The organism is Bacillus tequilensis KCTC 13622, from assembly GCF_000507145.1.
In the GTDB taxonomy this organism is placed as follows: Bacteria; Bacillota; Bacilli; order Bacillales; family Bacillaceae; genus Bacillus; species Bacillus tequilensis.
This window is the reverse complement of the sequence record NZ_AYTO01000019.1, coordinates 46,035-67,602: the sequence shown is the minus strand read 5'-3', so window position 1 is coordinate 67,602 and position 21,568 is coordinate 46,035. Positions and strand designations below refer to the sequence as shown.

At 45.1% G+C, this 21,568-nt stretch carries 29 protein-coding genes and 1 riboswitch; of the genes, 9 read left to right on the top strand and 20 right to left on the bottom strand.

From position 1 onward, the window contains the following. The first annotated feature begins 3 nt into the window (after window positions 1-3). Window positions 4-423 carry a GNAT family N-acetyltransferase gene (locus V756_RS0107700; RefSeq protein WP_024714149.1) on the top strand — a complete coding sequence of 140 codons (420 nt, stop codon included), beginning with the start codon at window positions 4-6 and terminating at the stop codon, window positions 421-423. A 40-nt stretch (window positions 424-463) separates the two neighbouring features. Here V756_RS0107700 and V756_RS0107695 read toward each other — a convergent pair whose 3' ends face one another. Together V756_RS0107695 and V756_RS0107690 are read right to left on the bottom strand one after the other, a co-directional pair. Then, complete coding sequence (locus tag V756_RS0107695; RefSeq protein WP_024714148.1) at window positions 464-820, bottom strand: PIM7 family immunity protein; 357 nt, start codon at window positions 818-820, stop codon at window positions 464-466. 291 nt (window positions 821-1,111) lie between these two features. Then, window positions 1,112-1,366 carry a hypothetical protein gene (locus tag V756_RS0107690; protein WP_024714147.1) on the bottom strand — a complete coding sequence of 85 codons (255 nt, stop codon included), beginning with the start codon at window positions 1,364-1,366 and terminating at the stop codon, window positions 1,112-1,114. Window positions 1,367-1,482: 116 nt separating this feature from the next. Here V756_RS0107690 and V756_RS0107685 point away from each other — a divergent pair, with 116 nt between their 5' ends. Beyond that, on the top strand, window positions 1,483-3,762 hold the full coding sequence (locus tag V756_RS0107685) for an ATP-dependent helicase (protein ID WP_024714146.1): 2,280 nt from the start codon (window positions 1,483-1,485) through the stop codon (window positions 3,760-3,762). A 73-nt stretch (window positions 3,763-3,835) separates the two neighbouring features. On the opposite strand, the gene spoVIF is transcribed toward V756_RS0107685, so the two are convergent. From spoVIF to yjcA, 4 genes are all read right to left on the bottom strand, one after another. Next, entirely contained in the window at window positions 3,836-4,090 is a 255-nt protein-coding gene (spoVIF, locus tag V756_RS0107680) for a sporulation-specific transcription regulator SpoVIF (protein ID WP_024714145.1), read from the bottom strand. A gap of 132 nt (window positions 4,091-4,222) precedes the next feature. Further along, on the bottom strand, window positions 4,223-4,375 hold the full coding sequence (gene yjcZ, locus V756_RS01000000122050) for a sporulation protein YjcZ (RefSeq protein ID WP_032681920.1): 153 nt from the start codon (window positions 4,373-4,375) through the stop codon (window positions 4,223-4,225). Window positions 4,376-4,456: 81 nt separating this feature from the next. Further along, window positions 4,457-4,663, bottom strand: coding sequence for a protein YjzK (gene yjzK, locus V756_RS0107670; RefSeq protein WP_024714144.1), 207 nt, complete (start codon window positions 4,661-4,663; stop codon window positions 4,457-4,459). Window positions 4,664-4,942: 279 nt separating this feature from the next. Then, window positions 4,943-5,299 (bottom strand): sporulation protein YjcA, encoded by a 357-nt coding sequence (yjcA, locus tag V756_RS0107660; protein ID WP_024714143.1) that lies wholly within the window; start codon window positions 5,297-5,299, stop codon window positions 4,943-4,945. Between the two features lie 158 nt (window positions 5,300-5,457). Here yjcA and V756_RS0107655 point away from each other — a divergent pair, with 158 nt between their 5' ends. The 5 genes from V756_RS0107655 (at window position 5,458) to cotZ (ending at window position 8,038) form a co-directional block, all read left to right on the top strand. Beyond that, the gene (locus V756_RS0107655; RefSeq protein WP_024714142.1) at window positions 5,458-5,844 is read left to right on the top strand and encodes a spore coat protein; all 387 of its coding nucleotides are present in this window, start codon (window positions 5,458-5,460) and stop codon (window positions 5,842-5,844) included. 39 nt (window positions 5,845-5,883) lie between these two features. After that, on the top strand, window positions 5,884-6,201 hold the full coding sequence (locus V756_RS0107650; protein WP_024714141.1) for a hypothetical protein: 318 nt from the start codon (window positions 5,884-5,886) through the stop codon (window positions 6,199-6,201). Window positions 6,202-6,300: 99 nt separating this feature from the next. Continuing rightward, on the top strand, window positions 6,301-6,822 hold the full coding sequence (gene cotX / locus V756_RS0107645) for a spore coat protein CotX (RefSeq protein ID WP_024714140.1): 522 nt from the start codon (window positions 6,301-6,303) through the stop codon (window positions 6,820-6,822). 150 nt (window positions 6,823-6,972) lie between these two features. After that, window positions 6,973-7,461, top strand: coding sequence for a spore coat protein CotY (gene cotY / locus V756_RS0107640; RefSeq protein ID WP_024714139.1), 489 nt, complete (start codon window positions 6,973-6,975; stop codon window positions 7,459-7,461). Window positions 7,462-7,588: 127 nt separating this feature from the next. Further along, window positions 7,589-8,038, top strand: a complete 450-nt coding sequence (gene cotZ, locus V756_RS0107635) for a spore coat protein CotZ (RefSeq protein ID WP_024714138.1) — start codon at window positions 7,589-7,591, stop codon at window positions 8,036-8,038. 92 nt (window positions 8,039-8,130) lie between these two features. On the opposite strand, the gene cotO is transcribed toward cotZ, so the two are convergent. From cotO to V756_RS0107585, 10 genes are all read right to left on the bottom strand, one after another. Beyond that, window positions 8,131-8,808, bottom strand: a complete 678-nt coding sequence (gene cotO, locus V756_RS0107630; RefSeq protein WP_081719802.1) for a spore coat protein CotO — start codon at window positions 8,806-8,808, stop codon at window positions 8,131-8,133. A 101-nt stretch (window positions 8,809-8,909) separates the two neighbouring features. Next, a complete protein-coding gene (gene fabI / locus V756_RS0107625) occupies window positions 8,910-9,686 on the bottom strand; it encodes an enoyl-ACP reductase FabI (RefSeq protein WP_024714136.1) in 777 nt (258 codons plus the stop codon). 136 nt (window positions 9,687-9,822) lie between these two features. Then, window positions 9,823-10,638: a bifunctional hydroxymethylpyrimidine kinase/phosphomethylpyrimidine kinase gene (gene thiD / locus V756_RS0107620; protein WP_024714135.1), complete on the bottom strand. Its 816-nt coding sequence runs from the start codon at window positions 10,636-10,638 to the stop codon at window positions 9,823-9,825. A gap of 18 nt (window positions 10,639-10,656) precedes the next feature. Continuing rightward, entirely contained in the window at window positions 10,657-11,667 is a 1,011-nt protein-coding gene (gene thiF / locus V756_RS0107615) for a thiazole biosynthesis adenylyltransferase ThiF (protein WP_024714134.1), read from the bottom strand. Then, a complete protein-coding gene (gene thiG, locus V756_RS0107610; protein WP_081719801.1) occupies window positions 11,664-12,434 on the bottom strand; it encodes a thiazole synthase in 771 nt (256 codons plus the stop codon). The genes thiF and thiG overlap by 4 nt, the downstream gene beginning before the upstream one ends. Beyond that, window positions 12,431-12,631, bottom strand: a complete 201-nt coding sequence (gene thiS, locus V756_RS0107605; RefSeq protein WP_081719806.1) for a sulfur carrier protein ThiS — start codon at window positions 12,629-12,631, stop codon at window positions 12,431-12,433. The genes thiG and thiS overlap by 4 nt, the downstream gene beginning before the upstream one ends. Further along, window positions 12,631-13,740, bottom strand: coding sequence for a glycine oxidase ThiO (gene thiO, locus V756_RS0107600; RefSeq protein WP_024714131.1), 1,110 nt, complete (start codon window positions 13,738-13,740; stop codon window positions 12,631-12,633). Before thiO ends, thiS begins: the two co-directional genes overlap by 1 nt. Further along, the gene (tenI, locus tag V756_RS0107595) at window positions 13,724-14,341 is read right to left on the bottom strand and encodes a thiazole tautomerase TenI (protein ID WP_024714130.1); all 618 of its coding nucleotides are present in this window, start codon (window positions 14,339-14,341) and stop codon (window positions 13,724-13,726) included. The genes thiO and tenI overlap by 17 nt, the downstream gene beginning before the upstream one ends. After that, entirely contained in the window at window positions 14,316-15,029 is a 714-nt protein-coding gene (tenA, locus tag V756_RS0107590; protein WP_024714129.1) for a thiaminase II, read from the bottom strand. Before tenA ends, tenI begins: the two co-directional genes overlap by 26 nt. Before the next feature lie 80 nt (window positions 15,030-15,109). Further along, a riboswitch (TPP riboswitch) is annotated at window positions 15,110-15,218 on the bottom strand. Between the two features lie 60 nt (window positions 15,219-15,278). Then, a complete protein-coding gene (locus V756_RS0107585) occupies window positions 15,279-17,123 on the bottom strand; it encodes a monovalent cation:proton antiporter family protein (protein ID WP_024714128.1) in 1,845 nt (614 codons plus the stop codon). 232 nt (window positions 17,124-17,355) lie between these two features. Between V756_RS0107585 and prpE the strand changes: the two genes are divergently transcribed. Then, on the top strand, window positions 17,356-18,090 hold the full coding sequence (gene prpE, locus V756_RS0107580) for a bis(5'-nucleosyl)-tetraphosphatase PrpE (protein WP_024714127.1): 735 nt from the start codon (window positions 17,356-17,358) through the stop codon (window positions 18,088-18,090). Between the two features lie 12 nt (window positions 18,091-18,102). Here prpE and V756_RS0107575 read toward each other — a convergent pair whose 3' ends face one another. From V756_RS0107575 to V756_RS0107560, 4 genes are read right to left on the bottom strand one after another with little or no spacing between them, the layout of a single operon-like run. Then, the gene (locus tag V756_RS0107575; protein ID WP_024714126.1) at window positions 18,103-19,002 is read right to left on the bottom strand and encodes an RluA family pseudouridine synthase; all 900 of its coding nucleotides are present in this window, start codon (window positions 19,000-19,002) and stop codon (window positions 18,103-18,105) included. 14 nt (window positions 19,003-19,016) lie between these two features. Next, window positions 19,017-19,817 carry an NAD kinase gene (locus tag V756_RS0107570; protein ID WP_024714125.1) on the bottom strand — a complete coding sequence of 267 codons (801 nt, stop codon included), beginning with the start codon at window positions 19,815-19,817 and terminating at the stop codon, window positions 19,017-19,019. 18 nt (window positions 19,818-19,835) lie between these two features. Then, window positions 19,836-20,471: a GTP diphosphokinase gene (yjbM, locus tag V756_RS0107565; protein ID WP_024714124.1), complete on the bottom strand. Its 636-nt coding sequence runs from the start codon at window positions 20,469-20,471 to the stop codon at window positions 19,836-19,838. A gap of 28 nt (window positions 20,472-20,499) precedes the next feature. After that, window positions 20,500-20,868, bottom strand: coding sequence for a UPF0738 family protein (locus V756_RS0107560; RefSeq protein ID WP_024714123.1), 369 nt, complete (start codon window positions 20,866-20,868; stop codon window positions 20,500-20,502). A gap of 123 nt (window positions 20,869-20,991) precedes the next feature. On the opposite strand from V756_RS0107560, the gene V756_RS0107555 reads away from it, so the two are divergent. Beyond that, window positions 20,992-21,564 (top strand): CYTH domain-containing protein, encoded by a 573-nt coding sequence (locus tag V756_RS0107555; RefSeq protein WP_024714122.1) that lies wholly within the window; start codon window positions 20,992-20,994, stop codon window positions 21,562-21,564. Window positions 21,565-21,568: the final 4 nt, after the last annotated feature.

Sequence of the window (21,568 nt, the reverse complement as noted above, 5' to 3'; positions counted from 1 at the left end):
CGTTTGGAAGCAGTTATCGCAAAAAATGAAGAACAAATGAAAGATGCATTTTATGTAAGAAAAGAAGTATTTGTCAAAGAACAAAACGTTCCTGCCGAAGAAGAAATTGACGAACTTGAAAATGAGGCAGAGCATGTTGTCGTGTATGACGGCGAAAAGCCTGTCGGCGCCGGAAGATGGCGTATGAAGGATGGTTACGGCAAGTTAGAGCGGATTTGCGTATTGAAAAGCCACCGCTCACACGGTATCGGCGGCATCATTATGAAGGCACTTGAAGAAGCGGCCGCAGACGGCGGCGCTTCCGGCTTCATGTTAAACGCGCAAACGCAGGCTGTGCCGTTTTACAAGAAACACGGGTATCGTGTGCTTTCCGAAATAGAATTCCTTGATGCCGGCATTCCCCACTTGCAAATGATTAAATGATCGCATCACTTAAGGCCCTTATGTAGGGCCTTAAGTGATTTCAAGCTGCTTTGTTTATAGAAATAGTAAGACATACAATTTCTACATTTAAAGGAGGCATTAAGATTTTACTTTTTAATAATTCTTTCCCTTCGCTCTGGATTGCTGAAATCTCAATATTCTGGAGAAAATAAGGGATTTGGGACTTTGTCAAATCTTTCAAGGGTTTTATTCGATCATCAGCAGCTGTAACAAATGAAAATGATGAACAACCGCTAAAAGATAACTTTACATTACTGTCTGTGTCTTCAAATATCATTATTATTTCATCACCGAAAGAATAAGAATCCAATTGCAGGACCCGTGCATCCCAATAGTGTAAACTTTCAAGATCTCTTTGGATCTGCTCCGCTTTCATAAAAAATCACCTCGATGTCATTTGGTAAATTAATCATAACCGCTGCCAAAATTATTTAAATTGCATTAACAAATCTTCTCTGATGGAATTCTCCCGGTTTTTAGATTTCCTAAAATATTTAACTTGAGGGTTAATGTATAAAATCATTATATCACCCAGCCTTTTTACTATTTTCCCAAAGTCTTTTATGACATATTTATTTTCTCCCTGCCTATTCAAAGGCATTATTTATTTTTAAATGATATCTAACATTCTGCAATAAAAAATCCCCGAATTCATATCGGAGATTTTTTATCTATATTCATTAATGAAGAATCCTTTTTGATATCTTATCCCTTCCTTATGTAGAGAACGCTTACGTTTCATCTCGTTTACCTTTCTTTCAGCGGCCGTTTGGTTCTCCTGCTGCTTTTCCAATTCCTTATATACCCGCTGAAACGGGACATAGCTGATTTTTTCGGTCCCGGCGTAATCCTGTTTGTGTCCAATCGTTCTATTAGCATATTGAGCGTATTGCTGGTTCTGAATGTGACCTGCATATATCATACGATCCCCACCCCTCTGCTGTCTCTTTTCCCTTAAACTTACTTTTTGAAACACATTTCTTTTGATATGATAGTCATTGTCTGTAATGAACACCTTTTGATTGGGAGGACCCCTTTTTGAAATGCGCCCGACTGAATGATCGAACTATACATTTACATACATATTCGAGAGAACATTATCAATTCCTCTTTGAAGAAGGAATAAAAGGGCATTTATTTTGTTCTCATTGCGGAAAATCCGTTTTGTTAAGGCTCAACATCGCCGATCCGCCGGAGTTCATCCACCGCCAGCCAGGCGATTTTCCAGCATGTGAGGAGGCGTGCGAACCGAAGCCCGCTATAGAGGAAAAAAAAGAAGACGATCAGGAATCTGGTGTCATTCGTTTGCCCAAGGGAAAAGCGATTGCCGCTGACCCGTCTCCAGCTGTAACGGAATGGCAGCGGCCGAGAAGCATTAAACCCAGAACACCATTTGTACCAAAAACAATAGAACCTGATACGAGCCTTTTTCCGTCTGTCGGCTTAAACACGGATCAGCTGAAAGCGGTCACGGAAACAGGAGGTCCGCTGCTTGTGCTTGCAGGTGCTGGAAGCGGAAAAACACGCGTGCTGACCGCTCGTGCCGCCCACATGATCGAACACTTGGGCATACCGCCGGAAAACATGCTGCTTGTCACTTTTACAACAAAAGCCGTCGCCGAGATGAAAGAGCGTATGGCAAAGCAGTACGGATTACAGCCGGCAAAAGTCAGAAGACTTGTCACCGGAACATTTCACAGCTTGTTTTATAAGATCTTGTATCACTACGATGCCGCTAAATGGAACGGCGAGCATCTGCTGAAAATGGAGTGGCAGCGGGAACAATATATTAAAAAAGCACTCTATGAAGAAGGTATTGATGAGAAAGAGTTTCCCGTTGATCAGACCCTGCAGCAGATCGGTTTCTGGAAAAACACCTTTGTGCCGAATGAACGCATTCCTTTAAAAGATGAGTGGGAAAAACAAGTCTATCGTTTATATGAACACTATGAACGCCAAAAAAAAGAACAAAACCAATTTGATTTCGATGATATGGCTTCGGCCTGCTATGAATTGTTTATTGATCGTCCGGATCTTCTGGAACAATACCAATCTCGTTTTACGTATATCTTAATTGATGAGTTTCAGGACATTAATCCCGTTCAATATAAAATCATGCAAATGCTCGCCAGTCCGGAACAAAACCTGTGCTGTGTCGGGGATGATGATCAGTCCATCTACGCGTTTCGCGGAAGTAATCCGTCGTTTATTCTTGATTTTCAAAAGGATTACCCCGGGGCGAAGACGATCTATTTAACCGCTAACTACAGGTCTACGCACCCGATCGTCTCAAGTGCCGATATCGTCGTGAAAAAGAACAAAAACAGGTATGCCAAAACGCTTGAAGCCGCCCGGGATGACATCCAGGTCCCTGTGCTGTTTTATCCTTATGACGAAGAGGAAGAAGCCACAATGGTCGTTTCCGATATGAAAGAAAAAATTCAAAACGGAGCCAATCCAGAAGACTTTGCGGTTCTTTACCGTACAAACAGCGGAGGCCGCGCCATTTATGAAAGGCTTCATCATTCGTCAATTCCGTATACAGCAGACCTCGGCGTTCAGTCGTTTTACAGCAGACGGATCGTCCGCCAGATTCTCGCATACTTGTATGCCAGCCAAAACGAGGATGACACCGAAGCGATTAAGCACTTGCTGCCCGCCTTGTTTTTAAAACAGTCCGCTTTGAACACGCTGAAGGCGCTCTCGATTACCGAGGACTGTTCCATGATTAAGGCATTGGCCAAACTGCCTGATCTGAAGCCATTCCAGCTCGATAAAATCAAGAAAATCGTACCATTTTTCGCAAGCCTCCGCACAATGAAGCCGGTGGAAGCAATCACCTTTGCAGAAGGAAAAATGGGCTTCTCCGAGTATTTAAAGAAACGGGGCAATGAGGGCAACAAGCTGGAAAAAGGTTCTGATGACCTGCGTGACATCAAGGTTGTCGCCAAGAAATTCAAAACGATTCCTGACTTTCTTGCCCACGTAGACCATATGCGGGCCGCTGAAAAAAACAAAACGGCTGAAAATGGCGTTCAGCTGATGACGATTCACCGGTCAAAAGGCCTTGAATTCAAAACAGTCTACGTGTTAGGCACGGTAGACGGCTCGATTCCGCACGATTTCTCATTAGAAACGGCAAGAAAAGGAGACGAGGCCGCTCTTGAGGAAGAAAGACGCCTTTTATATGTAGCCATGACCCGGGCGAAACAGCATTTATATTTGTCTTGCCCCGCCAACAGGCGCGGCAAAACAGCTAACCGCTCAAGATTTTTGTATCCCCTTCTACAGAAAACAATACAGCTCTTGCATCAATAAAAGCCCGGCAGATTACTGCCGGGCTTTCAATCTAAAAAAAGGCCCGCTGCAGTGAGTCAGCCAGGCCATCTATTTATTTATTATCCATCATTTTAGAAATCGTGCCAAAGTCCAGCTTTTCTTTTCCGCTTGTGATCGATTCCACAATTTTATCTTCTAATTCTTTTGGCACACGTCTGTTTGCCAGCTGTGCTACGCGGCTAATGACACTTCGGACTGTTTTTTCATCTTTAAAATTAGCGTTTTGGAGTGAACCGGCAAGATTCATTACATCCTGCATTTTCACACCTGTTTTCTTTTCAATGTTCTTAAAAAATTGATTATCCATAGTACGCCTCCTTTTGGCGGAGTAATACAGTATTTTTATGAATGCACATCATACAATGTGCTTTTCCAAAATGTTAAAAATAAACACAAGGTAAGGAAGCACAGGTTATGACCTGTACTTCCTCAATTCATCTTAAAAGAAAGATGCACCTACGATGATGAGGAGAATGAATAATACGACTAACAAAACAAATGTTGAACCATAGCCGCCGCCATAGCCGCCAGCGTAACCGCCACAGCAGCCGCCGTAGCCGTAGCCGCCTCCGAATCCGTATCCAAAGCCCATAGATAAGCACCTCCTTTACTCTCTATACACTATGTGAGCCGCTTGATTCGGCTTGGATAAACGCATAGGGCGATTGCGGATTTACGATGGGTCATGCTGAGACTGGCGTTTTTTGAGCAAGGCTTCCGTTTTCTCAGCAATCTCTTCGATTTCCTCTTCAAACGCCAGACCAGCTTCATCAAATGCATCTAAGTCTTTTCTGATGCGGCTCATCGTGCCTTCGTGCTCGTTTTGCTTTTGTTCGTGAGGTTCATATCTTCCTTCTATCCATTTTTCAAACTCATTCACTTCTATCCCCCCACTCATGATATATGCTGATCAAAGCCGCTCCGTTAAAAAACAAAAAACCGGAAATCTCCGGTTTCTTTGTCAGGCTATTGAGGTTTTTTCTTTTTATTGCCGCACCCGCAGCCTTTCTTTTTAATCTTTTTTGATTGATACGACGGATCTGTATATGGAGATTTTTGGGAAGGTTTATTGACTTGATTCATTTTGTTCCCTTCCTTTCCTTATGTCATATATGCTACTTTATGCGGGTGCTGATGAAAAGTTGCTGATAGGAACGCCTCATTCCTGCAGCCATTTTGATACGAGTGTTTCGATGATGCCGGCGAGACCGGCGATCGCCAGCAGTAAAATCAGCCACTGCGCCGCTTGCGGGATCAATGCCTGGCATAAAATTAAAAAGCCGGCGCACCACACACCTGTGCACCAATAGCAGCTCAGCAATTCACCAATAAACGCCCTCACACCCGTCCCCTTAATCACAATATACGTTTCCACGTTCCCGTCCGCACCTTTTTCCTCCTTCTCTTCATGAAACAGACTGCGAAGCGGCGCCATAATCGTGTCAAACACCAGCAGCCGGGCAAGCCGAAAAACCGCAAGCGAAAGAAGAACAATTGTCAGCCCATTAATAACCACTTGTTCACTCCTTTTCAATCATGATCCCTTCACATATATGCCAAAATCCTATTCTTCATGAATTGTATCTTGTCCGGCGGAAAATTAGTTATTTTTATTATTCCGCTCTGCACCCCAATTGCATTATATAGAGTATGGATAAGAAAGGAGTGAAGGTTATGTCATTTGAAGAAAACGTTGCATCCCTGCATCCTGACATATTTGAGCAATTATCAAGCGAGTTCGAGCAGCAGATCGAAGTGATTGATTGCGAAAATATCACAATAGATACGTCACATATAACATCTGCCCTTTCTATACAAGCCTTAGTGACAACATTAATTATCCTGACGACACAGCTCGTCATCGCCGACGAGGACTTAGCTGACGCAGTAGCAAGCGAAATACTCATTCTTGATAACTCCCAAATCAAAAAAAGAACGATCATTAAAATTATCAACAGCCGAAACATCAAAATTACTTTGTCTGCAGCCGAAATAATAACCTTTGTACAAATTTTGCTTCAGGTGTTAAACAGTATGCTTCTTGAATTCGACATCCTTTAACCCTTTCTTTTCACAAACTAAAAGTTGAGGTGAGAACAAATGTCAGATAACGATAAAATCAAAGAAGAGCTTGAAAAGCTCCCGGAAGTTGATCCAATGATGAAAATGCTGGTCCAAAACATATTTCTGAAACACGGCATCACGAAAGACAAAATGAAAAAAGTATCAGATGAAGAAAAGCAAATGATGTTGAATATGGTAAAAGACTTGCAAGCGAAATCAGCGGAGCTAGTTGAAAAACAAAAGCAGAAAAAAGAAGAAGCAGCTGTGCAAGAGCAAAAGAACGAAAAACCGCTTAGCCGCAGAGAGCAGCTCATTGAACAGCTCAGACAAAGACGGGAAAACAATAACAATTAACGCCAAATATAAAAATAGGGAACTTCATCAAGATATATGCCTCAGTCAAAGTAAGAGGCTCGCTCATTTAATAATAGTAAAAGTAAAGGAGGAATAGATATGGAAAGCAGACCGTATTCTTGGGTTGCACTTGATCCAGACTGTGATCATCCGTTAGAGCACAAAGAGAAAGAGAGAGAAAAAGAAGAAAGAGAAAGAAAATGCCATTGCGATATTTGCTGCAATCACCATGGGTTTGACAACGATAACGCCTTTATCAATCAAGATTTAGCTCAAGCAAATCTTAACAAACAAGTCTCCGATGAGACAATTATTATCAGAGACTCGTGTGACATCAACGTTACATCCACAGACGTTCAAGCCGTAGCATCAGTTGTAACAGCGCTTAATGCAGCTGTCCTGACAGTAGCTCTTACTTCAATTGCAGACGGAGTAATTGCCGAATTAGTCGCACAAGATTTATTGCAGCTTACAGCCAGCAAGCAAGTAAACCGCCAGAAACTTCTCATCGAATGCTCCCGCGGCGTAAACGTCACAACAGTAGATGCAGATATCGCAGTACTGATCTCTACAGCAACAAACGTTCTTATCGCCACTTTAATCATCACTCTTGTCCTCTAGGACCTAAAGCAGAGCCAAAAACGCTCTGCTTTTTCTTATTTTCCAAGCATATGATGAATATATAGACGTTCACCCACACCAAGTGGGGCACGGGTACATATGTTGTTAAGGACTAAAGTCAAATACCCTATAAAGAAGGAGCTGAAATCAATGAGCTGCGGAAAAACCCATGGCCGGCATGAGAACTGTGTATGCGATGCAGTGGAAAAGATTTTAGCAGAGCAGGAGGCAGTTGAGGAACAGTGTCCGACTGGCTGCTATACGAACCTTTTGAATCCGACAATTGCAGGTAAAGACACAATTCCGTTTCTCTTGTTTGATAAAAAAGGCGGATTGTTCTCCACATTCGGAAACGTGGGGGGATTTGTGGATGATATGCAATGCTTTGAATCCATTTTCTTCCGCGTTGAAAAATTATGCGATTGCTGCGCAACACTATCTATTTTACGCCCGGTCGATGTCAAGGGCGATACCTTGAGTGTCTGCCACCCTTGCGACCCGGATTTCTTCGGGCTAGAAAAAACAGATTTCTGCATTGAAGTGGATCTCGGATGCTTCTGTGCCATTCAATTCCTGTCACCAGAGTTAGTTGACAGAACATCGCCTCATAAAGATAAAAAGCATCATCACAATGGATAAACACTTGTAAAGAGGAATCCCCTTCCAAACTCTATTACAGGTGCAAATCATTCAGCTGCTTCCAGCGTGAGGCGGCTGACTCTCCATCATTTCGCCAGTCTCAAATTTATAAGGCAGGAGGGATAATATGAGCCAGAAAACATCAAACTGCGTGCGTGAAGCTGTAGAAAATATTGAAGAACTGCAAAACGCTGTTGAAGAAGACTGCCCGACCGGCTGCCACTCTAAGCTTTTATCTGTCAGCCATTCGTTAGGCGATACAGTGCCTTTTTCAATATTTACATCAAAATCAACACCATTGGTCGCCTTCGGAAATGTCGGCGAACTGGATAACGGCCCTTGCTTTAATACTGTATTTTTCAGAGTCGAAAGAGTGCATGGAAGCTGCGCAACACTGTCATTATTAATCGCATTTGACGAACACAAACACATCTTGGACTTCACTGATAAAGATACGGTGTGTGAAGTGTTCCGACTTGAAAAAACGAACTACTGTATTGAAGTGGACTTAGACTGCTTCTGCGCAATTAACTGCTTAAATCCTCGTTTAATCAACCGCACGCACCATCATCATTAAATGATTATGCTGAAAAGCTTGCAGGCCTGCAGGCTTTTCTCGATGTAAAAAAGCTGTCCGGGAACATCTTCCGGGCAGCTTTTTCATTTTCATCAAAAACCGAGCGGGTGCAGAGAGGTAATATCATCGATTACCAGCTCAGTCGGCGCGCCGTTTCCAGTCGTGCGAAGCAGAACAGAATCATTTCTCCTTCCGACAATCACGCCCCTGTACGTTCTTCCATTGGCTTCAATCAGACAGAGGGCTCTCGGCATGTTATGCGGCAGCTTTGTTAAAAAATCGATTTTTTCATGAATAGACATCTTGCTCATCGGTTTTTTTACTTTTCTTGCCGGAGGTGCTTTTTCCTCCGCTTTGGCAGCATTATGGACAGCTTCCGGTTCTTTTTCAGGCTTTTGGGCTTCAAGCGCAGGCTCTTCCTTTTTTTCTGCTTTCAGAGGCTCGTGTTCGGCGGTTTCTTCAACGGCCTCCGGCTCTGCTTTCCGCTGGTCCTTTATGTTCTCTGGCTCGCTTATCTCCTGTGTTTCCTGTCTGACTGGTTCAGCTTCAGCTTTTGGATCTGCTTGCTGGACAGCCGCCATGGCTTCCTCCTGTTGTTTCTCCGGGTAAGCCGGCTGCTGTTCCTCAAACTTTGGCGGATCAGGTTTTTCGGCCTTTCTTTTGATGACAATCTCCTGCATGGATGACCTCGCTGTTTCTGCATAATCCGGCTGAACAATATACATGAGCGGTTTTTTATCCGCGTTTCTTTTCTTATTAGACATCTTCATCCCTCCGATTGTGTCATATTCTATCTATATGACAGAAAGCTGAAAATCAGAAGAAATAAAAAAGCAATCCCTGTTTGGGATTGCTTGAAATAGATCCTTGCTTAGCGGGCAGTGATATGAAAACCTGAATCAACGTGAAGGTTTTCACCTGTAATGCCTCGGGACATATCGCTGAATAAGAATGTAGCTGTATCGCCCACTTCTTCAGGTGTTGTCGTGCGGCGAAGCGGCGCACGCTCTTCGATGTCTTTCAGGATAGAGTTGAAATCGCTGATGCCTTTTGCAGATAACGTTCTGATCGGACCAGCAGAAATGCTGTTAACACGGATATTTTCTTTTCCTAAGTCAGCAGCTAAGTATTTGACACTTGCATCAAGAGACGCTTTCGCTACGCCCATGACGTTGTAGTTTGGCATCACAAGTTCTCCGCCAAGGTATGTTAAAGTGACAATGCTGCCGCCTTCAGTCATCATCGGACGTGCCGCTTTGACAACTGCTGTCAGAGAATATGAGCTGATGTTATGAGCCAGAAGGAAACCGTCACGATTTGTGTTTAAGTATTCGCCGACAAGCTCTTCTTTGTTGGCAAACGCGATACAATGCGCAATACCGTGGATCACACCGACCTGCTCCTTAATGCTTGCGAAGCAAGTTTCAATTTCCGCGTCGTTTGTTACGTCGCAAGGAAGAATAATGGAATCGTTGCGTTCTAACGTTCCGGCAAGCTCGTGAACAGATTTCTCCAAGCGTTCGCCAGCGTATGTGAAAATCAAACGTGCACCCGCTTCATGTAAAGAGCGCGCAATTCCCCACGCGATACTTCGTTTGTTGGCAACCCCCATTACAACAATGTTGCGGCCTTCAAGTGAAAAATTCATATGTATAAAGCCTCCTATATTTAATAAAGACATAGTATTAGTACCTGATCTTAATTCCTATCATATCATAACCTTGTCCAGATGAAAAGCTCATCCGAAAGACAAACGTGAAAGAGACCACCATCAGCTGGTGATCTCATCGGCTTGTGTTGAAGCTGTTTCGTTTAAAAGCAAAATGATTTGTCGGCCCGTGACCTGATCCGATGCCGAGCGTGTTTTCAACCGCTTCACGAACAAAATTGGCCGCAGCCTCGAATGCCTGATGGATCCTGTCTCCTTTAGCCGTTTGGGCTGTTAAAGCCGCCGCAAAGGTGCATCCTGTGCCATGTGTATGCTTTGTATCAATATAAGGATGGCTGATTTGCATAAACATGCTCCCATCAAAAAGAAGGTCAGTAATGTGATTGTCCTCAGGCTGGTGCCCGCCTTTGATAATCACATGCTGCGCACCCATCTCGACGAGCTGCTCCGCCGCTTTTTTCCGATCATCCAGCGAGCTGATTGTCATTCCTGTCAGTGTTTCTGCTTCCGGGATATTCGGCGTAATCGCGTAGCTTCTTGGAATGAGCAGCTCCTTTAAGGCAGCAACTGATTCATCACGCAGCAAGGATGCCCCGCCCTTTGCAATCATAACCGGATCAACAATCACACGGCTAAACCCGTACTCATCAATTTTCCTCGCCACTTCTTCGATCATTTCGGCATTCCAGAGCATCCCTGTTTTTACAGCGTCCGGTCTCAAATCCTCGGCAACAGCATCAATTTGCTCTCTCAGCGCCTCCGCGGTCAGCGGATACACCCCATGGACGCCAAGCGTATTTTGGGCGGTTACCGCCGTAATCGCAGACATACCGTAAACGTCAAGCTCTTGGAAGGTTTTAATATCTGCCTGTATCCCTGCGCCGCCGCCTGAATCAGAGCCGGCGATTGTCAATGCTTTATAGATACTCATTACACTACACTCCTTTTATTACCCGATCCATTTATGATAAATGGACTTTGCCCGGGCAATATCATTCGTTCCATGGATTAACGCTCTGCCGTCCCGGAACAGCACCATTTTCATATCATCCGAGCGGCAGGAAATTAAATACGGATTCGCAGCTACTTCAAGCCCGGCCTGTCTCAGCTGACCGGCAAGCACGTCAAGATCCGCTTTTTTTGTAAAGGAAGATCTGATTTGCACTGTGTTCCTGCCGCACAATACAGCCGCTTTTGTTTGTTTCTCATATGACAAAAACGGAAAATCCTTCGTGCCGCAGCTTGGACATGCGTCATGTTTGAGACCAGCCGCTCTCACCTCTGAACGCTCATTTTTCCACAAGTCAAAGGAGCGCAGCACCGGCTCGCACTTCTCTCCCGTCAGCAGCTTCAGCGCGTCTGTCACTTGAAAGACCGCTACCTGCAAAACAGCCGGACTGATGATGCCGGCTGTGTCACATGTCGCTCCGCCTATCGGAAGAGTATCGAGCAGGCAATGCAGACAGGGGGTCGCTCCCGGTACTACCGTAAAGGTGAGGCCATAGCTTCCTACACAGGCACCGTAAAGAAAAGGAATTCCTTCTTTTACTGCAGCGTCATTTACGATCAGGCGGGTTTCAAAATTATCTGCCGCATCGACAATGATGGAAGCGCCCTTAATCAGCTCGAAGATATTTTCGGCTGTCACATCCATGACAAAGCCCGTCACATCGACTTCGCTGTTAATCGAACGGAGGCGACGCTCAGCAGCGGCTGCTTTTGGCATCTCTTTTCTGACATCATCCTCTGTATACAGCTGCTGGCGCTGCAGGTTGCTCCATTCAACATAATCTCTGTCGGCAATCTTCACAGAACCGACTCCCGCTCTCACCAGCATTTCCGCACTCGCTGTTCCAAGCGCGCCGGCGCCGATAATCACGGCGCGCGCTTCTTTCAATTTTTTCTGGCCGGATGGGCCGATCGGAGCAAACAGCTCCTGTCTGGAATACCTGTCCGTCATACAGGAATACCTTCTCCCGGGCTGCTTGCCGTTCCGTATTGCTTAAGCGGAATGCGTCCCGCCTCAAAAGAAAGGCGTCCTGCTTCGACCGCTAGCTTCATGGCACGAGCCATTTTCACAGGATCACTTGCGCCAGATACTGCCGTATTGAGGAGTACGCCGTCCGCTCCGAGCTCCATTGCGTATGCCGCGTCTTTCGGCGATCCGATGCCGGCGTCCACGATGACCGGCACTTTCGCCTGTTCAATAATAAATGATAGATTCAAAGGATTTAAGATTCCCTGTCCCGACCCGATCGGAGACGCACCCGGCATGATGGCATGAACGCCGAGCTCCTCCAGTTTTCTCGCTAATACAACGTCATCAGACGTATACGGGAGCACAATAAAGCCTTCTTCAAGAAGCTGCTCAGACGCTTTTAATGTCTCAACAGGATTAGGCAGCAAGGAACGGCTGCAGCCGATGACTTCGACTTTAATCATGTCACAAAGACCTGACGCTTTCGCCAGCCTTGCAATCCGGACCGCTTCCTCAGCTGTGCCGGCGCCGGCAGTATTCGGCAGCAGCGTATATTGGGATAAATCAAGCTGTTCCAGAAAATTAGGCTGAGACGCTTCAAAAATGTTCATTCTTCGCACAGCAAATGTTAAAATATCAGACTCGGAAACAGCCACCGCTTCCTTTTGGATTTCAAACGATGGGTATTTCCCCGTGCCCAGCAGCAATCTTGATTGAAATGATTTTCCCCCAATTGTTAACATGCTCATCCGCCTCCTACAAAATGGACAATTTCAATGACATCGCGATCACAAAGCTCAACCTCGTGATAATGTTCTTTGCCGATAATTTCTTTATTTCTCTCAACGATGACAATTTTATTTTCAAGCTCATAAGACGCCAGCAGGTCTTGAATGGTACCTGTGTCTTTTTCCCACATCACATTTTTTCCGTTCAGCTGTAGCATCATATGTGAACCGCCTCCTTGCGATCAATTCGGAATGCGTGCAGCCAGTCTTGATTGACCTCTTTATTCATGATGAGATCACTGATCAAAGCGCCCGTTGCCGGAGCAAGCAGAATCCCATTTCTGAAATGGCCCGCCGCAAATACAATACGGCTGTCCTCGGGGTGTCTGCCGATGTACGGTTTCCCATCCTTTGTTCCCGGCCGCAGTCCAGCCCAAAAACGATCCACCTTCATATTCTGAATGGCCGGCAGCATCGTTTTTGCTTTTTTCATAATCGATTCCAATCCGCCAAGATCCGGTGTTTCACTCCAGTCACCCGGCTTCATCGTCGCACCGACAACCAGTCTGCCGCTTTTTCTCGGTACGATATAGCAATGGTCATGGTAAAGTGTTGTTGTCAGCGGGATATCATCGTTCCACACGGACAGGCACTCCCCTTTCACAGGGAAAAATGCATGGTTCAGCCCGAGCTGTTTAAAAAGCATCCCGCTCCATACCCCGCTGGCAACCGCGACATGATCCGCCCACACGATACCCTTCGGTGTCTCAATGGACAGCGCATCACCGTCACGTTCGACATGCAGAACGGGCGTATGCTCAAAAATCTCCGCCCCGAGCGCTTTCGCTGCTTTCGCATATGCCTTGCAAACAAAATAAGGCTCTACGTGCACATCATCCTGAATAAAAGATGCTCCGAAAATGTCATCAGACGTATACGGCTCTTTATCTAACACTTCATCTTTGGTATGCCAGCTGACAGAATCCAAGTCATCCATCTTCCTCAGCCGCAACACATCTTCTTTAGAAAACGCAAGCTTAAACATGCCGCCGTTATGCTGCCTGATATCAACACCAGATAATGTGTAAAGCTCTTCACCAAGACCTCTGTACAGACGCTGGCTGTGCAGGGCGAAATCAAAAAACGCGTCACGTTCCTCGCACTCGGCGTGGGCGCCCAGCATTCCGGCAGCAGCACTTGTTGTTCTGCCGCCTATTGTTTCGCTTTCAAACAATGCGATGCTTTTGTTTTCCTTTGCTAGATGGTAAGCAATGGCTGAACCTATGATTCCGCCTCCAATGACAACTGCATCATAATGCTTTTTCATAGCGCATCTCCTTTAGCTTACGGGAATATCGTCTGGCAGCTTCCAAAGGATCAGCAGAGGAAAATATTCCTGACATCACTGCGATGCCGTCTGCTCCTGCTTGTTTTACATCTCTTAATCTGTCCGGCGTCATTCCGCCGATTGCGATAACCGGGATGGAAAGCCGCTGTTTTATATCTGACAGCAATGACATCCCTCTGCCTTCAAGACCCTTTTTACAATCCGTTTCATACACATGGCCAAACAGCACGTAGTCTGCGTCTTCCTTTTCTGCTTGAACCGCTTCCTCAAGCGAATGCACCGACCGCCCGATATGAAGGTGAGGAAATCTGGCTCTGACCTGCTTCGGCGAAAAGCTGCTGCTTGGCAGCTGCACGCGATGAATCGTGGAAAAAAGCGCAATATCCACTCGCCCATTCATGACCAGTTTTCGTTTGTCTACCCCGCCTTTAGAAATAAGCTCAAGCAGTTTCAAAATGTCAGCCGCCGTTTTTGACCGTTCCCGAATGTGAATAAAATCAACTTCATTGTGAATAGCGATCACCGCTCTTGCCAGCTCTTCAACCGTCTTGCAGTCATCCGTTATGGCGTGAAGCTCCACATTCCTCCACCTCTTCTTTTATACCGCTTTCAGACCAGCCTTCTTTTTGATAGGCCATTCCCCAAAATTGATATTCATAGTAGCTGGAAATCACAAAATTTTCTTTCATCTTGGCGCGCACTTCCTTCGTGCTGTTTTCCGCCAGCTCATTAAAACGATTGATTTGCTCTTCAACCTGCTGTTTGAACCAATCACCGCCATATGTGCTGATCCATTTCTGATAAATCGGATGCCCTGGATCACACGTCAGCAATTTCTCCCCAACCTCGTAATACAGCCAGTAGCATGGCAGCAGGGCCGCTAAGATCTCAGCAAAATTCCCGCTCAAAACCGAACGGTACATATGGGATGTATAAGAGTATGCCGTAGGAGACGGCTTAAACGCCTTGCGCTCTTCCTCGCTGATTTCCAACAGCTCCGCAAACTCGCGATGAAGCGCCATTTCCGCCTCATATGTACCTTGGGCATGGCTCGCCATCCGCCCCGTTGTATAAAGGTCTTTTGCATAAGCGGCACCGAATGACTGTACCTTCGCAAAATGCGTTAAATAATAAGAATCCTGAAGCACGTAGTATGTAAAACGGTCAATCGGAAGCGTTCCGTCACCGATTCCCTGAACGAACGGATGAACAAAGCTCCCCTCCCACCATTCTGAGGCTGCACTGCGGCATTCTTCTGAAAACTTCACACATCATTCCCCCTGTCTGAAAAATAAAAAACCACTCTCCCGCAAGGAAAAGTGGTTTGGAATTGGCATAGTAAAATAACACAAATACCGCTCCACTTCCCTACGCAGGTCTGAACCTGTTCAAGTTATGAGGGTCTAAAAGTCACACTTTTATCTCAGCCCTTATGAAGGACACCCCTAGTGGTTATACGAATCATATTGAATTGTTCTGCACCTCTATATTAACACGAATCCCTATTTGGTCAAGATTTATCCTTCCAATGTTTTCTTAAGATCCGTTACATACCCCCTGGATCCGGTAACAATTAAACGGTCTCCCAGCTTCAGCCTTGTATCCCCATGAGGAACAATGCTGTCGACCCCTCTGAAAATCCTGACAAAAATGACGTCGCCTGTTAAAGGGAATTCCCGTAATATGACACCGTCGTAAGTGCTGTTTTCCATATTAATTTGATACAGCGAAGACTCCTGATTCGTGAGAAGCTTCATGACACCAGGCGCTTCTATCAGCGCACGAAGCAGCGTTTTGGTCGACAGCAGAATAGAAAAAATACTGATTCCCTGCTCCTTCAGAGCTGCTTCATTCTCCGGCGATCCAACGCTGGCAATGACTCTTTCTGTACCTTTTTCTTTTGCACGTAATGCAATGTCCGTATTCATGTCTTCATTCCCTGTCGCCACCACAAGGATATCAGCATCAAAAATACCGAGCGAATCAAGGGTTTTAAGCTCATAATCAGAAATCGTTTCAACTGTAAACACTGAGTCTGACAGCTTTTCCTCAGCATTTTCCTGATAGACATGAACAACCCGCACGTCATACTCGTTCTCCGGCAACTCAAGTGTAACAGGCAAAGTCATTTGATTGGCGCCGATGAACGTAATCGTCTTTTTCTCCTCCGGCTGCTCTTCCCGTTTGTACAATTTTTTAAAACAGATCGGCGTAAAAATACTTGCAATAACGGCTACTAAAATTAGCGCTCCTGACATATTCGCACTAATCACGTGAAGCTGCTGTCCGATTGTCGCAGCGGCAATCACGAGCGAAAGCGTTGATGTCAGCAGGAAACCAGACGCGAAAATGGTTCGGTTATCATACCACCTCTTTAAGTACAAGACAGGAATGATTTTGCTGACTAACAGCGCCAGTAGCAGAAGCGGAATCATGATTAAAATGGTTTTATCTTGGAAAAGAGTCCAAATATCCAGCTTCACACCGACCATTACAAAGAAAATCGGTATTAAGAACCCGTAGCCGAATGAATCCAGCTGCTGAACAAGCTCTTTGTTTGGTGAAAGAAGGGAAACGAGAACACCCGCTAAAAAAGCGCCGAGAATATTTTCTGCCCCAAGTGATTCAGAAAGGGCAACGAGCACGATGATTAACGTGAAAATGGCACGCGTCCCGATCTGGACCGTCCCTTTTGACATAGATTGAACAAAAGAGCGATGTTTAAAGACCCGGCCGAAAAAGTAAAGCACCACTCCGGCAACAAACAGAATCATCAAGAGCCACATGTTCCCGCTGTCCTCTCCGTATAAAGAAGAAAAAACTGCAAGAAGAATCATCGTAGCCAAATCCGCAATAACAGCAACGAGCAAAATAATCTGGCCGATATTCGAATTCATGATCCGTTCTTCTTTCAGCGTTGGAACGACAACGCCTAACGAAATTGTTGAAATAATAAGCGTCATTAAAAAAGCATTTTGAATAAATCCAGCCAGGACGAACCCATAGGACAAGAGCAATGATAAAATAAAAATACCAGCAAAAATAACAGATGCCGCAGCAAACGTATGAGGCGCTTCCTTGCCGTTCGGCAAAAGCTGCTTTTTCTTTCCTTTCTCAAACGATGAAAAATCAATTTCAAGTCCGCTTAAAAACATTAAAAAGATAAATCCGAGCATCGAAAGTGTCTGGAGCCATGTATCACCCTCCACAACTAAATTAAGACCGCTTTTTCCAATAATCAGCCCCATAATGATTTCAGCAACAACAACTGGAATGCTGAGTTTAAACCGATGTAGAAGGATAGGTGTCAAAAATGCAACGATAAGTACAACAACTAAAGATGCAACAGATGTATGGGCCATAATCAGAACCTCCTTTTTTGATCAGGGTTATTCCAGTTCTCAATCAAAGAACAGAACCACATGTTTTAAAAAACATAACGCGATTTTAACAAGGGTGATGATGAAAAATAAAGCAATAAGGTCTTAATCCTGTTTAGAAAATCATTCTTCTATAATTTGCACATAAAAGCTTGTGATGACTCACAGCACTTTGCATCATAATAAATAAAACAATCAGCAAGGAGGCTACCGCATGGCTTACGATATCATCAGTGATATTCACGGCTGCTATGACGAAATGACGGCATTAATCCAAAAGCTTGGCTACACAATCAAAAATGGAGTGCCTGTCCACGCAGAAGGCAGGGTGCTTGTTTTTGCCGGAGATTTAACTGACAGAGGACCAAAATCAATAGAGGTCATCCGTTTTGTAGCCGGTGCTTACGAAAAAGGCGCAGTACGTTATGTCCCGGGAAATCATTGCAATAAGCTGTACCGCTACTTAAAAGGAAATCCGGTGAAAGTGATGCATGGGCTGGAAACATCAGCGGCAGAACTTGAAGAATTTTCTAAAGAAGAAAGAAAAGCAGTCAGCGAACAGTTTATGAAGCTGTACGAAACGGCCCCGCTTTACGACATCTTACATAACGGAGAATTAGTTGTCGCCCATGCTGGCATAAAGGCTGACGATATCGGCAAATATACCGGCAGAGTGAAAGACTTTGTGCTTTACGGCGATGTGACGGGCGAAACGTATCCGGACGGCAGGCCTGTCAGACGTGATTGGGCAGCCGCCTATAACGGAAAGGCTTGGGTGGTATACGGTCATACGCCTGTAAAAGAGCCTCGAAAGATTAATCGGACCATCAATATTGATACAGGCTGCGTGTTCGGAAATAAACTGACAGGCTTTCGTTTTCCAGAAATAGAGACCGTTTCCGTCCCAAGCACCCTTCCTTATGACGAATCGAGATTTCGCCCCATATAAAAAAGGAGAGAATCATGGATTCTCTCCTTTTATCAGTTCTTTCAAATCTTGAGGCAGCGCAGCATGAAATGTCATGTTCTTCTGTGTCAGCGGATGGATAAACGAAAGGCGCTCGCTGTGCAGGGCCTGCCGGCCGATTGCCCGTCTCGTCCCGCCATACAGTGTATCACCGCACAGCGGGTGTCCGAGGTAGCTCATATGCACGCGAATTTGGTGGGTCCTGCCTGTCTCAAGCTGCAATGTCACCGAGGTCATATCATCGGTTGCGCGTGTAACATAAAAATGAGTAACCGCTTTCTGGCCATCCGGTGTCACCATCCGTTCAATAATACTGTCAGGATGTCTGCCAATCGGAGCATCGACTGTTCCCTCCGCCTGCGCCATCCGCCCGTGAACGACTGCCGCATACCGGCGTTTCACAAGTCCGTTTTTCTGCGCTGACGATAAAATGGAATGAGCAAAGCGGTGCTTGGCAACAAGCATAACACCTGATGTATCCCGGTCTAGCCGAGTGACAAGGTGCACCGTTGCCCGCACTCCGTTTTTTTGATAATGATGGATAAGTCCATTCGCAATGCTGCCGGAAGGATGTTCTCTTGAAGGGATGGAAGATACGTACGGCTGTTTGTTTATCACAAGCACATGATCATCCTCATAAAGGATATCGAGCGGAACAGGCTCTGCCAATAGCGTCTCGCTCACCTGTTCCTCAGGAAACTTCACAACAAGAAGATCTCCCTCTCTCAAAACGTATTTGACCGTCACATGCTCACCATTGATCAGCAGGTCTCCCCCGCCAAACTTGATATCGGTCAGCAGACGTTTCGAAATTCCCAGTTCACCGGCATATTCTTTTACAGTCATCCCGTCTTCAGCGGAAGTCATGTTCTTTTTGATATAAAAATGCTCCACGATACGTCCTCTTTCTATTCACCTTTTCCGATAAACGAATCCTGGACTCTTTTCCAAAATGGAAACGGACGGAATCGCGCAAATCTCACATTTTCAGATGCCACCTGGCAGCGAATCGATTTGACATCTTTATGAAGAAGAGTTAAATGATCAATCGTCACTTGAAAGTCAACTTCGTTTCTCGGCTTAATCATGCAATCATGATGGGAAGGGAGAAGCAGCGGCGATCCGACCGTCCGGAATACGCGGTTATTAATAGAGGCCATTTCCGCAAGCTGGATCGCTCTGATAGACGGATGAATAATCGCTCCGCCCAGCGCCTTATTGTAGGCTGTGCTGCCGGATGGCGTTGACAGGCAGAGACCGTCGCCCCGGAAGGTTTCAAAAAGCTGCCCCTTGATTTCCACATCAGCCACAAGGCTTCCTTCTATGCTTTTAATCGTGCATTCATTTAATGCTAAATATCTTTCTTCCCGCTCATTTTCGTGATAGGTCACAATCACTTCAAGCAGCGGATATTCAACTGTATGATACGGTGTTTTCGCAATCGCAAGAACAAGTTTTTCAATTTCATGAGGAACCCAGTCGGCATAAAACCCGAGATGGCCCGTGTGAACACCGACGAATGCTGTTTTGTCCAAGCGGTCGCTGTATCTGTGAAAAGCGTATAAAAGCGTTCCGTCGCCTCCGACTGAAATGACGATTTCCGGTTCGTTTTCATCCAGCTCCATATCAAAATCCAATAAATACGCCTGTATTCTGCTTTTCAGCGTATCAGAAACTTGATCTCCTTTTGATGATACGGCAAATTTCATGCTTTTCTTCCCCTTTACCTATTGTTGCTCGCTGCCTTTTTTCTTTCTTGAAAAGGCAGCTTGAGCTTCTTGTACTTCACCCCTGATCTCCGACATCTCCTCATCAAGCCGGGAAGCCGCTTCAGAAGCGCGCTGAAGCCTTAGTTTTACTTTTTCAGGAATGTTTCCGCTGTATTTATAATTTAATGAATGCTCAATGGTCGCCCAAAAATTCATCGCCAGCGTGCGGATCTGTATTTCCACCAGAACATGCTTTTCTCCGGACACCGTCTGTAAAGGATACACGACGACAAGGTGATATGACCGGTATCCGCTCTCTTTATGTTCCGCAATATAATCCCTCTGATCCACAACGGTGAAATCTTTTCTGGCAAACAGCATGTCTTTCACGATTTCAATGTCATCGACAAATTGGCACATGATTCTAAGGCCTGCGATATCCTGCATGGTTTCAATTTCATGCAGCGGTATGCTTTTCCGTCTGGCTTTTTCAAGTATGCTCGCCACAGGCTTGACGCGTCCGGTCACAAATTCGATCGGCGAATGGTCATCCTCGTATTCATATAGTGTGCGGATCCCCTTGAGCTTTACTTTCAACTCTTCGACAGCCTGGCGGTACGGCACTAAAAAACGCTCCCATTGTTTGTCATCCATCATACATCCCCCAATTCCGAACCAGTTTCTATAAAAACACGCGTTTCACTTTATCTTCCATTTCTTCTCCGTAGTTCGCATTATCTTTTATATTTTCTAAAAGATACTCCAGCTCCTCATGCAGGCCAGAAAGTTCAATCGGTTCGCCTCCGGCCTCTAAAACAACCGGAATTCTTTGTGCGTGGGCCTGCTTCAGTTCCGGCCATACATGTTCCTTTATAATGACATATTCAAAAGAATCAGCTAATTCAAGTATGTATACAAAAGCAAAGTGGTCAGAATCAACAAGCATTTGACCTGACGGCTTGCGTTTCACTTCGATTCCTTCTGCCTCACAGGCAAGGCGAAGCTGATCATCCGATAATGTTGCGTTCATGATTTCGATTCTGTTTTGCATAATGCGCTCCTTTTTAAACAAATTACAGATTCATTTTATCATATCAAGCTCGATATTGATAAACCTAACATCTAAAGAGATAATAGTAAAAATAAGATTTACAGGGCGGAAAGGAAGAGCATCATGAGCCAAGAAATTGAAATAGAATTTAAAAACATGCTGACCAAACAAGAATTTAAAACCTTAACAGCCGAACTCCAGCTGACAGAAAAAGATTTTACAGATCAAAAGAATCACTATTTTGACACAAACTGTTTTGCACTGAAACAAAAACAAGCTGCGCTTCGAATACGCAAAAAAAACAGCGAGTATGTTCTCACGTTAAAAGAACCGGCAGCTGTCGGGCTTTTAGAAACACACCAACGGCTTTCGGATGTTTCAGATCTAGCCGGCTTTTCAATCCCCGAAGGCCCTGTGAAGGACCAGCTGCACAAGCTTCAGGTCAATACAGACGCCATCCAGTACTTTGGATCTTTAGCAACAAACCGCGCTGAAAAAGAAACAGAAAAAGGCTTAATAGTTTTAGACCACAGCCGATATTTAAATAAAGAGGACTATGAAATCGAATTCGAGGCGGCAGACTGGCATGAAGGCAAACAAGCTTTTGAAAAGCTGCTTCAGCAATTCAGCATTCCTCTGCGCGAAACCAAAAATAAAATTCTGCGTTTTTATGAAGAAAAACGAAAGTCTATATAAGGTG

Bases quoted from the DNA above. Each gene is read 5' to 3' on its own strand.
- V756_RS0107555 (WP_024714122.1), top strand. From the start codon at position 20,992: ATGAGCCAAGAAATTGAAATAGAATTTAAAAACATGCTGACCAAACAA.
- cotX (WP_024714140.1), top strand. From the start codon at position 6,301: ATGGAAAGCAGACCGTATTCTTGGGTTGCACTTGATCCAGACTGTGAT.
- fabI (WP_024714136.1), bottom strand. From the start codon at position 9,686: ATGAATTTTTCACTTGAAGGCCGCAACATTGTTGTAATGGGGGTTGCC.
- cotO (WP_081719802.1), bottom strand. From the start codon at position 8,808: ATGAAGATGTCTAATAAGAAAAGAAACGCGGATAAAAAACCGCTCATG.
- thiG (WP_081719801.1), bottom strand. From the start codon at position 12,434: ATGAGCATGTTAACAATTGGGGGAAAATCATTTCAATCAAGATTGCTG.
- V756_RS0107560 (WP_024714123.1), bottom strand. From the start codon at position 20,868: ATGCAAAACAGAATCGAAATCATGAACGCAACATTATCGGATGATCAG.
- cotY (WP_024714139.1), top strand. From the start codon at position 6,973: ATGAGCTGCGGAAAAACCCATGGCCGGCATGAGAACTGTGTATGCGAT.
- V756_RS0107650 (WP_024714141.1), top strand. From the start codon at position 5,884: ATGTCAGATAACGATAAAATCAAAGAAGAGCTTGAAAAGCTCCCGGAA.
- thiO (WP_024714131.1), bottom strand. From the start codon at position 13,740: ATGAAAAAGCATTATGATGCAGTTGTCATTGGAGGCGGAATCATAGGT.
- thiD (WP_024714135.1), bottom strand. From the start codon at position 10,638: ATGAGTATCTATAAAGCATTGACAATCGCCGGCTCTGATTCAGGCGGC.
- prpE (WP_024714127.1), top strand. From the start codon at position 17,356: ATGGCTTACGATATCATCAGTGATATTCACGGCTGCTATGACGAAATG.
- cotZ (WP_024714138.1), top strand. From the start codon at position 7,589: ATGAGCCAGAAAACATCAAACTGCGTGCGTGAAGCTGTAGAAAATATT.
- V756_RS0107690 (WP_024714147.1), bottom strand. From the start codon at position 1,366: ATGATATATGCAGGTCACATTCAGAACCAGCAATACGCTCAATATGCT.
- yjcZ (WP_032681920.1), bottom strand. From the start codon at position 4,375: ATGGGCTTTGGATACGGATTCGGAGGCGGCTACGGCTACGGCGGCTGC.
- V756_RS0107570 (WP_024714125.1), bottom strand. From the start codon at position 19,817: ATGAAATTTGCCGTATCATCAAAAGGAGATCAAGTTTCTGATACGCTG.
- V756_RS0107585 (WP_024714128.1), bottom strand. From the start codon at position 17,123: ATGGCCCATACATCTGTTGCATCTTTAGTTGTTGTACTTATCGTTGCA.
- yjbM (WP_024714124.1), bottom strand. From the start codon at position 20,471: ATGGATGACAAACAATGGGAGCGTTTTTTAGTGCCGTACCGCCAGGCT.
- V756_RS0107695 (WP_024714148.1), bottom strand. From the start codon at position 820: ATGAAAGCGGAGCAGATCCAAAGAGATCTTGAAAGTTTACACTATTGG.
- spoVIF (WP_024714145.1), bottom strand. From the start codon at position 4,090: ATGGATAATCAATTTTTTAAGAACATTGAAAAGAAAACAGGTGTGAAA.
- thiS (WP_081719806.1), bottom strand. From the start codon at position 12,631: ATGCTACAGCTGAACGGAAAAAATGTGATGTGGGAAAAAGACACAGGT.
- V756_RS0107655 (WP_024714142.1), top strand. From the start codon at position 5,458: ATGTCATTTGAAGAAAACGTTGCATCCCTGCATCCTGACATATTTGAG.
- thiF (WP_024714134.1), bottom strand. From the start codon at position 11,667: ATGACGGACAGGTATTCCAGACAGGAGCTGTTTGCTCCGATCGGCCCA.